The organism is Bradyrhizobium sp. (genome assembly GCF_049512235.1).
In the GTDB taxonomy this organism is placed as follows: Bacteria; Pseudomonadota; Alphaproteobacteria; order Rhizobiales; family Xanthobacteraceae; genus Bradyrhizobium.
Window position 1 is genome coordinate 1 of sequence record NZ_JBEKXH010000256.1, and the last position, 9,485, is coordinate 9,485.

At 59.7% G+C, this 9,485-nt stretch carries 10 protein-coding genes and 1 pseudogene; 4 read left to right on the plus strand and 7 right to left on the minus strand.

Annotation, left to right across the window (positions count from 1 at the left end):
- The 3 genes from ABSG20_RS21845 to ABSG20_RS21855 all read right to left on the minus strand — a co-directional run.
- A partial coding sequence (locus ABSG20_RS21845; RefSeq protein ID WP_423866591.1) for a hypothetical protein occupies positions 1-313 on the minus strand: 313 nt, incomplete at its 3' end.
- Between the two features lie 259 nt (positions 314-572).
- On the minus strand, positions 573-1,382 hold the full coding sequence (locus ABSG20_RS21850) for a hypothetical protein (RefSeq protein WP_423866592.1): 810 nt from the start codon (positions 1,380-1,382) through the stop codon (positions 573-575).
- Positions 1,383-1,687: 305 nt separating this feature from the next.
- The gene (locus ABSG20_RS21855; protein ID WP_423866593.1) at positions 1,688-2,722 is read right to left on the minus strand and encodes an alpha/beta hydrolase; all 1,035 of its coding nucleotides are present in this window, start codon (positions 2,720-2,722) and stop codon (positions 1,688-1,690) included.
- Between the two features lie 468 nt (positions 2,723-3,190).
- On the opposite strand from ABSG20_RS21855, the gene ABSG20_RS21860 reads away from it, so the two are divergent.
- Positions 3,191-3,340, plus strand: coding sequence for a hypothetical protein (locus ABSG20_RS21860; RefSeq protein WP_423866594.1), 150 nt, complete (start codon positions 3,191-3,193; stop codon positions 3,338-3,340).
- A gap of 71 nt (positions 3,341-3,411) precedes the next feature.
- Positions 3,412-4,149, plus strand: a complete 738-nt coding sequence (locus tag ABSG20_RS21865; protein ID WP_423866595.1) for a DUF3800 domain-containing protein — start codon at positions 3,412-3,414, stop codon at positions 4,147-4,149.
- A 377-nt stretch (positions 4,150-4,526) separates the two neighbouring features.
- On the opposite strand, the pseudogene ABSG20_RS21870 reads toward ABSG20_RS21865, so the two are convergent.
- The 4 genes and pseudogenes from ABSG20_RS21870 to ABSG20_RS21885 form a co-directional block, all read right to left on the minus strand.
- Positions 4,527-5,592 (minus strand): annotated as a pseudogene (locus ABSG20_RS21870) (nucleotidyl transferase AbiEii/AbiGii toxin family protein).
- Positions 5,585-6,178: a DUF6088 family protein gene (locus ABSG20_RS21875; protein WP_423866596.1), complete on the minus strand. Its 594-nt coding sequence runs from the start codon at positions 6,176-6,178 to the stop codon at positions 5,585-5,587. Before ABSG20_RS21875 ends, ABSG20_RS21870 begins: the two are co-directional and overlap by 8 nt.
- A 188-nt stretch (positions 6,179-6,366) precedes the next feature.
- Positions 6,367-6,504, minus strand: coding sequence for a hypothetical protein (locus ABSG20_RS21880; RefSeq protein WP_423866597.1), 138 nt, complete (start codon positions 6,502-6,504; stop codon positions 6,367-6,369).
- Between the two features lie 363 nt (positions 6,505-6,867).
- Positions 6,868-7,617, minus strand: a complete 750-nt coding sequence (locus ABSG20_RS21885) for a hypothetical protein (RefSeq protein ID WP_423866598.1) — start codon at positions 7,615-7,617, stop codon at positions 6,868-6,870.
- A 587-nt stretch (positions 7,618-8,204) separates the two neighbouring features.
- Here ABSG20_RS21885 and ABSG20_RS21890 point away from each other — a divergent pair.
- Positions 8,205-8,543, plus strand: a complete 339-nt coding sequence (locus ABSG20_RS21890; RefSeq protein WP_423866599.1) for a hypothetical protein — start codon at positions 8,205-8,207, stop codon at positions 8,541-8,543.
- A 25-nt stretch (positions 8,544-8,568) separates the two neighbouring features.
- On the plus strand, positions 8,569-8,955 hold the full coding sequence (locus ABSG20_RS21895; protein ID WP_423866600.1) for a helix-turn-helix domain-containing protein: 387 nt from the start codon (positions 8,569-8,571) through the stop codon (positions 8,953-8,955).
- Positions 8,956-9,485 lie beyond the last annotated feature (530 nt).

The following is a 9,485-nucleotide window of genomic DNA, read 5'->3' on the forward strand; positions in this document are numbered from 1 at the left end:
GCTGGAGCGATGGCGTGGAGAAGAGCTTTGTGAACGCCGCCGGCAATCGGATGCCTTTGAACTCAACAACCGATTGCAGTTCAGCAAACGCCGCCACATTTTCTTTCGATCGCTCTTCACCAATATTGGGCGAGTAGTCCCGAGCGCCAGTTAACCAATCGAGACCACCACTCAAACGATGCGGTAATGGAGGCAGGCGAGCGAAGTCGTAACATCCATACGTCGAGACCCGTGGGCGAACATCTCCAAGACCCACATCTCTTAAGTCCGTGCCCCACCAGCCAGGACGAAATGGAGACTCTTCTAATCTCATCGATTTGACCTCGTGACGCGGCGGAGCGCAGTCGCCGAAGTGAATTTAGCAAGCTGGCAGTCGTTTTCAAGTTTCCGCTAATGGCACGAAGCGTAAGTGCCGGAACACACGCGTATTTCCGGAGCTGGGGTTAGACCGGCTGTGCCATCAGCCTGCCGGCCACGGAGGCCCTTGACCCTTTGCGGACTTATCGAAATCGAAAAAGCAACTTAACTAGGATGGGACTGAAGGGCTGAGACGGGGGCCACTGCGGCCTTAACTACGGAAGTCCTTTTGTCGCCGTAAAGGGATTGAACCCCCGTTCCGCAAGGGCAGCCCACGAAGCTGCGCCGAGATGCGGCAATCGGAAATAGAGTCGTGGCTTGGCCGGATCGGTATCCAACATGAACCCAGTCGACAGCCCTCGGACACTCGTGGCATAGAACCCGCCATCCGGCGACCTCTGGGATTCGATTACAGCGACCAACGATTTTGCCTCCCCAGTCCTGCCGAGCAATTCCAGCAAGAGAGCCATTTGGCCCGTCCCTTCGGTCCACACACCATCTCGGTCTTCACCGTAGGAAAAGCCCTTGTCGACACTCATTCGCCGTTCGGCGGTAGCAATTGCCGATGCAAATTCCTTGGCCGCTTCGGGGAGCGCCGTTAAGGTCCAGACTTGAGCATCCAGGGCCAAAGTCGGATTGTGCGTGACGCCGTCTTCGGCGGTGCCTGCGGCGAAACAGGCGCATGCCGGATCCCACATCGTATCCACGAAGTGCTCAGCAGCCGTTGCCATATCACGCCAGCGCGAATCGCCTGTGCGGATTGCAAGAAGGCCAAACGCGGCGGCGTCCCACCAACCCGGAAGTTTGGCGGAGCCATTCGCAACCACACCCGCGGCGTAAGCGTTCCGGAGCCGTCCATCATGCCAGGTGCGGTCGTTATCGATGGCCCAGAGAATCGCCGCGCCGATCCGACATGCTTGGTCTCGCTCACCGCAACCGACTAATGCGATGGCGGCCACCGCATTGTCATAGAGGTATGCGGCGCCATGGAGAGGCCCCGATTCCACGGTCGGATAGCTGGGCAAGAACAACGGCCCTGGCGGTGCCTTATCGATTAGACCAGCGAGGTACCCGCACGCAGACGCTTCTGGTGTTGCTAAAGCCCGTAGTGGAGCGGCGGCCATAATGATTATGAAAGTCGTAACGATCCATGTGTGAAATCGCAATCGGGACATTGACACCTCAATCTCAGGACGCGGCTCTCAACCCGCCAGCGCTTTCCTCTCGGCTGGCTTCCGGTCTCTCGGCTCTTGCCCCCGCGCAGCGGGCTGGAGCGCAGCGACCTCTTGCTTTGGCACCTTTGAGACACGCCGACCGAGGACCAAGCCGTTCATTGCGCAGCCGCCTGATTTCCGATGTCGATCGGCCGCAACAACGTCTCATCATCATCTGTAAAGACGAAGGTGCCAGCCGTGTAGCGATAGCGCGCGGCTTGCTCGTGCGCTCGTGAATAAAGTACGGCAACACTGACGAACTGGTCATGGCCGAGATCGTCGTGCTTTGCGAGCCTCGAAATGTCGACGATTTGAACCTTTTCTTCCAGGGCAGCTTCCCTCACGACGGGATCGTCAACATTGATGTCGCCGGCGCGCGCGATGCCACCGTCAAGAAAACTGGACATTCGAAGCGCGCCATCATCCTTGGAAACCAGAACCAGCAAGGGTGGCTTGAGCGGACCGATGCCTTGTACCTGGGCGCGGAACGTTTCCGCGTTGATGTCGGGCGCCGCCAGCACAACACGGCCTAGCCGGGCGATCACTCGGTCTTTGCGCTCGATACGAAGCTGGCGCAGCGCGTCAACCATCAACATGGCACCCATGCTGTGGGCGACCACCGTAATGTCGCTGACCTCGGAGCTGCTGCTTAGCATTGTTAGTAAAGCCATCAGATAGTCACGCGAATAGAGTGCCGATTGCCTGTCCATTTCGTAGGCGCCTACCTGACCTTGCGATGGCCAGGAGAACAGGATCGGAATCCCGTCGATTTTGATGTCCGCCTGCAATTGGGCTAATCGGAACAGCGACTCCTGGAAGTTGCTGTTAAACCCGTGCACGAAAATGAAGACCTTGTGCTTTTTTCGCCTGATATCGCCTTGCGGAGCGACGGCTTTGCGAAAATCGGCTTCGCTCATCACGGCCTGATCCACCACGGCAAAGCTGCTCCGTGGATCGGGGGCTGCGGTCGGCATTTCGAGATTGCCGGACTTGTGGCCGGGCGGCACCGAGACGACAAACTCTGCAAAGTTGAGCGCACCGGCGCGGTTCGCGGTGAATACGTTCCCCGACGAAGTCTGTCGCTCACGCGTGGTTGCCACATAGATCCGCAGCGCCTTTTCGCCGGACGAGGCCGCAACGGGCGTCAGCACCTCTGGGCCAGGTCTGGCAGCGCAACCGGCCAAAATGAAGCAAAATAGGACAGCGACCGTCCTACCTGGACCGCGACAACGAAAGCCCCTTCCACACGCCAACTGACTCCCTTAACCAAGCCAACAGCACTGCGCTAAACGCTATTCAACGGCGTAGAATTGGATTGGAGCAACCTGCTTCGGTTTGTTTGTTTTTGCTGCACTTCCGAACGTTTCGCTCGACAGGGCTGACGGTCCCTACCGCAGGCTTGACAGGATTTTGAAAGGAACAAGGCCCGTGGGGCGAGCGGGTTGAAGAAGGCGAAACCCGCCATCTCAGTGAAATAAACGGGGTGAATCCGCGCGGCGACCAATGGCGGATTCGTTCTCGGCGCGGCGCGCTTCCAGGAGTAGATCGCAGCCCAGCTCGGACGCCGCGTGACCCCGGGCCAAGACCGGACGGCCACCGCTGAGGACGATATCACCAAGTTGAAGACAGCGACCAACGAAGATGGGATTAAACGGGGACCGGACCTCGGGAAAAAGACTAACACTTGGCTCAACAAGCTCACCACCAAGATGGGTGGTGCCGGCTGGACGATTGGAACAGCTGGCGGCGTCGAAGTCGTCAAAGAGTAAGTGAGGAGGTACCTCGGTGGATGACTCGGGTGCGGCTCGCCGACCGTGAATTGTTGTGATAGAAAGATACCATGCCATTTAGCGATTATGTCGTTTATGTCGATGAGAGCGGCGACCACAGCCTTCAATCCATTGACCCGAATTTTCCGGTATTCTCTCTGGCGTTCTGCATTTTTAAGAAATCTGACTTCGTGGAAAGGGTCGTCCCGAGCGTTCAGCGTCTCAAATTCGAGTATTGGGGACACGATGCGGTTGTGCTGCGGGGGCACGAAATCAGGAAGCAGCACGGTGACTTCCGCATTTTGCGCGAGCCCAAAACCCGCGCGGCCTTCATCGACCAGGTGAACAAGACGATTGAGGAAGCACCCTTTACAGTCGTCGCAGCTGTGATCGACAAGGCCGCCCACAAGAAAAAGTACACGGAGCCGCGCGATCCCTACGAGATTGCGCTCGTATTTTGTATGGAACGGCTCTTCTATTTTCTGCGAGACCTCGGACAGCTTGACAAGATCACGTATTTGCTAGTCGAGTGTCGAGGCGCCAAGGAAGATGCAAAGCTTGAGCTGGAGTTTCGCCGAATCTGCGACGGCAACAATCAAGCTGGCAAAATGCCAAACTTCGACATTCGGTTCATGGACAAAAAACACAACTCGACGGGACTGCAATTCGCAGATCTGGTGGCGCAACCGATCGCCAGACGGGTCATTCGGCCTGACCAGCCAAATCGGGCGTATGATATCATCGAGAAGAAACTTAGAAAGGACGGCAAAGGCAGCGCTAACGGCTACGGCCTGAAAATCTTCCCCTAAAAAGCGAAAGGCCCCGGTTGCCCAGAGCCAGACGCCGACCGAGAAAGCCCGATCCATTTGCAGGTATAATGGGGATGAACTGCCGAATCGTCAAGACCCCTTGTTCTAGTCTCTGGTGAAGCGTGCGTGTCCCTACCGGGTCAGGCTCTAGGCTTTGCCCGGAGCCGCGTTGCCTCTCCGCCATACGGTGACGATCCCTCACGCAAGGTGGTGTTGAACCGCTCATCGGGGGCGCTCGATCCCGCGTGCCGGCTCCGCCGTCGCGATGTTCGCGCTCCTACGCGCGCCCCTTTTGACCGATCTCACTGTCGCACTCGATCCCGGTTTCCGGCTGCGCTGTGGCTATGCTCAGCCTCCCTGCGGGTGCGGTTTTTCGATCAAGGGGAAGTGAAATAGGGGACCACCACTATTTGCGACTTACGATAAACGTGGTGGTTCCCGTTTCCCCTTCGCACCATCACGGCAATGTCGGCGCATCGCGCCATCAGCGTCTCGAAGGGCTCAGCATCTTCCAACAGCAACCCGTCCGCGACCATATGGGCATAGTCTTCCTCCAGGGCTTTCAGGGCATCGCCAGCGGGCACAAGGCGCAAGCCACCGCTGACAGCAACCGCGTAGTCGATAGGACTGCGATCGGCGGCCCTCTCGGCGAAGAACATACCCTTGTGACGCGCCACCGCCTTGGCGAGATCGCGGTCAGCGAAGGCCGCGGTGGCGAGCCCAGCCTGGTCCAGCCGGACCACATCATGCCAATGGCGGGCGAACCGATCGCCCCGCAGCCGTTCCTGCAGGCAGAATACGTGGATCGCGGTCGCCTTCTCCCAGAACGTCCGTTCCGCGTGCATCACGCGTGGGCGGGCCTTCGGAAACTCCACCCCGTCGATCAGTCCGGACGCATCGCAGACGATATCGCGCGAACTCGCCGGTCGAGCGAGCCCCGAACTCGAGCATGACGATCGGCGCGACATAGCCCGAGCCGGTCGTCGTCGCCTCGTAGTCAATGAACAGCTTCTCACCTTCGACGCGAATCGCCGCCGCCAGCCCTTCGGCGGCCAACGCGCTTGCGATGACGGGTTGCGCGGTCCGGGCAACCCATTCCGGCAGACGTCGGCGGACCTCGCTCGACCACCGCTTCTCCTCGCTGCGCGTCTTCGGCAGCGCTTCCCCATCGGCGCCCACAAGGTCCGGCGCGATCGCGCGGATGTCGTAGGTGAGGTCGACGTCTTCTGAGAATCTCCGGATGACCCTGTAGGCTTTCGACAGCGACGTGCCGCCCTTGAACACCAGATGCTCGCCGAGAGGCGATCCGTAGAGGGCGGCGAGCGTCCAGACCACCCACACGTCCTTCTCCAGAAGGTGCGCAGGTCGCCCCGATTGATCGGCCGCGACACCGAGGGCGTCGCGGCGATCCCTGGCCGAAAGGCGGAGGAAGGCATCAGCCATAGGCGGACTTGCCCACGCTTCGGGCGAGCCAGGTCGGAAGCTGCGGCGCGACGGCCACCAGTTCACCAAATGCGCCCGCCGGCATTTTTCGCTTGAGCACCTTGAGCGCCTCGTCGGCCTTGTCCGGGCCGAGCCAGGCCAGTGCCCGGACCGCTTCGCCCGCTGGCCGATTGGCCAAAGTCAATTGCCAGCGCGGCGCATGTCGCAGCTCGATGACCTGCTTGCCGAAGTTCATCGTCCGACTGCGGCCCGAGGTCAGATAGACCGACCGGATAGGCACCTGCGTCGTCAAACCCAGGGCGTTTGCAGCGGCCGCCCCGTTCGAGACGATGACCTCGCCCCGCTGGCTGGCCAGCGCCTCGACTGCTTGCTCGACGGAGGGAGCCCGCGTGCCGAACCGGCTCGCGACGGGGCGAAGATAAACGCCGCGCCCCGCGCGGATCAGTTGGCCCCGCTCCGTCAGACGCGACAGAGCCTGATCCAAAGCGGCGCGATTGCCGAGGTGGAGCAAGCTCTTAGCCGCCAAGGGTGTGCCTTCCGGCAACCCTTCCGCATGTGCCAGAATTTGTTCGGTCAACCGCTGCATGGCACGCTCCTGTCAGAAATGTATGCATATTTCTGACACTTTTCAAGGAAGCTCGTAGCTCGCAGGGCGGATCACGATCCGCCGTTATGAATCGCCAAGATGGCGCACTACGCCTTCGGCTCCTATGCGCCCTACGAGCTGGAATGCGCAATCCCTGCAACGCCACTGATCTTGCGCTCTGGCTGATCTCATTTTTCGTCAAACAGGTCTGGGGTTTTTTCAGGAGGAGCTTCCAAGTCCTCTAGACGAAAAACCTGCAAGCCGTCACTTTTACCGTAGCGGTGTATATCAGCATCATTGGAATAGATGCGTTCAGCGCCTTCCACCTTGGCTATCGCAACTATTTGGCGATCGAACTTCAGTTTCGACCAACTTTCAGAGCCTTCTTTCTTATCGCCTACCCGAAGCGCTTCCCGATGCCGCGCGGCGGCTTCGACCGCTGCGCGTTCCCCGAATGCAGCAATTCAAAGACGCGAGGTCTTATTCAAAATATCAAGGTATTTCGGAGCGGCGTCACCCGCGCCGATGAGTGTCTCGCTTAGCGTGGGTGTGGGAACGATAATGATATCTTTCTGTCTGTCGAGCGTCGCGATGAGGTGTAGCAGCCGCTCATCGACCTCCCCCACACCTTTGACTTGGGGGTCTGGGAGTGGGATTAGAAACGACGAGTCAAAGACCACAAACGCCATTTAGTGGCGATCTCTGTCATCGCGCCGCAGTCCCAGCACATCACGCAGGGCATCGTTGCTTTCGTGCCATTCGCCGCCTTCGACAGCCCGCAGCTTACCTACAACTTCAGAAAGTGGGCTATCATCAAGCACCTCGAAATCGGCAATGTCGAACTGCTGTAGCACCCAGCTGCCGTTTTCCTCGCGTAGCCACTTGCCGTTGCCGCGTACGCGCACGACCCCGTTCAGATAATGAGCCGCCAGCCGCCGCGCGACGTCTTCGCCGCGCACGTTGCAATGATACTCAACATCGCCGTCTTTGATCCACACCGGGATAGTCTCATCACGCCCGCCAACACGAATGATCCTGCCGTCGAGTGTCCCCACCTCGCGAAACGGCCCGTAACGCACTGGCTTTGGTCTTGTACGACCGGGAAACTCAATGACGTTGGTCTGACCCGGCGCAATCAAGACGGCCACCGCGTTGTCTTTCGCCAGCATGTTGTCGAGATTCTTGAAAGCCTGCATGGCCTCTTTCGGGCCGTCGCCCTGGCTGACTTGGTGCACACGCTCCGCAACCTTCGGGATGGCCGGATGTTCGATATTCGAGACGAGTACCGCGCTACCAGGCTCCAAATGGGAAAAGTGCACACGCTCGCGCTCGCCGAGCAGCTGGGCGAGCTCAGCCATGTATTCGGCTAGCCTGCCCATAGGCAGGCTATCGACACTGAAAACGTCGATTTTCAACCGATATTGGCTCTTTTCGTCCACGGCGGTCAGTTCCTCTTTTGTCCAAACATAACACTTTAGCGCGCAATCGTATGCGGCCAGCGTCAATTTTTTGACGGGTGGGGCGTGCCTGGTCGGCCGGGCTCCAGGCTTGCCCCCGAGCCGCGCTGCGTCTCCGCCAAGCGGTTTTGATTGATCCCTCACGCAAGGCGGATTGAACCGCTCATCGGGGGCGCTCGATCCCGCGTGCCGGCCACGCCGTCGCCTCCTGCGGGTGCGTTTTCGAGATCAAGGGGAAGTGCAAGCAAAAGCGTTCCCTCTTTGAGGAAATCGCGGTCAGAGTGGAATTAGAGTCGACTTGGCCGGCGAGCCGGCGTCTTCGGCTTGGACTGCCGTCCTCTGGGCAGAGGCGCGTCCCCGCCGGCCCAGCGCATTGGCGATCTCGCGCTTGAAGCGCGGATCACCGAGCGCCCAGCCGCCGTTCGTCGCACCGCGCAACTCGTCAATGAAGCCGGCATCGCACGCGTCGCCGGCGGGCGCTTCGCAGGGCGCATGGTCCGTTTGCCTAAATAACTCCGAGCGGAACTTGATTAGCTACGCAAGTTGCGTACATAACTGGGAGGGCAAATTTGGCAGTCGAGATTGAGATCGACGAAATCGAGGACGGGATCGTCATCGGCCGGGTGATCACCGAAGGTGGTCACCTCGAAATAATGGCCGAGGCGATACTCGATGGCCGAAGGCTGACGTTACGCGGCCTCAACGTTCACGGGGTGGGAGTTTGGGCCAACCAACTCGGTCACGTGAAGCTGAGAAAGATTGTTTTGGAGACCATGGAGCACATCGATGTCGACGAACTCATCGTTGAAGGAGCTATCCGGATTACGGGTGCGGGACCCGGCCGGAAGCCGCGTCCAATCAGGTTCACGCGTAAAGCTCCTCCTGCTGTGCGAGCCACACCAACTTGACGCGCCAGGCGCCGCCGAGGCGATGGTGAAGCGACACCTTCCGATCCGCGAGGCAAAGGCGGCGGCAGAAAGACTGTTCGACGAGGGTCGTGCAGTCGTCGAACTTCCCATGGTCGAGAGCATCGATGCGCTCCGGGGCGAACTGGCGGCCTGCAAAGTTGAAGTCAGGGTCGTTCCGCCGCCCTACAAGGTCGACACCCGTCACGTGCGCGACCGGATGCACATGTCGCAAGAGCAGTTCGCGCTGGAATTCGGCCTCGAACTCGCGACGCTGCGAAACTGGGAGCAAGGCAGGTCGGAGCCCGACACTGCGGCGAACGCCTATCTGCTGATGATTGATCGCGATCCGGACGCGGTGAGGCGTGCCTTGGCGGAAGAGGCGCCGGGCCGCGAGTCTGCGCCAGCGATGTAGCGTTTTCGACAGGGCCATCAAGGCGCGCACGCAAGTTCAGCGATCTTGCGGACGGCGTTAAGCCCGACGGGATCGAAGGCAGTTGCGGCCGTGAAACGCCAACGCGTAACCCGGATCAGTCTGTAGCTCGTAGGGCGGATCAAGATCCGCCGTTATGATAGCCAAGATGGCGGGTTACGCCTTCGGCTCCAACGCGCCCAGTCGGAACGCTACGTGCTCGCTTGCTATCGCTACATCGAGCTCAATCCGCACCGCGCAGCCGCGCGGTGGCGTAATGCGCAGTACAGCGGACATGGCCGGAGCTGCTGAAGGCTCGACCTGGGCGCGATTGACCCAAAGCCGACGTGGGTCGCTGAACAACGGCGCGCCGCGGAGACTCGGCGGTTGTTGTCAGCAATATCCTATGACACCATCTGATTACCCTGTTGTTCTGACTTCGAGATGCCCATGCCGCGCCGGAAATATGCCTGGGAAAAGCTATCGGATGAGCAGTTGCTCCAGCAACGCCTCAGTAGTCTGAGGGTTGCGGT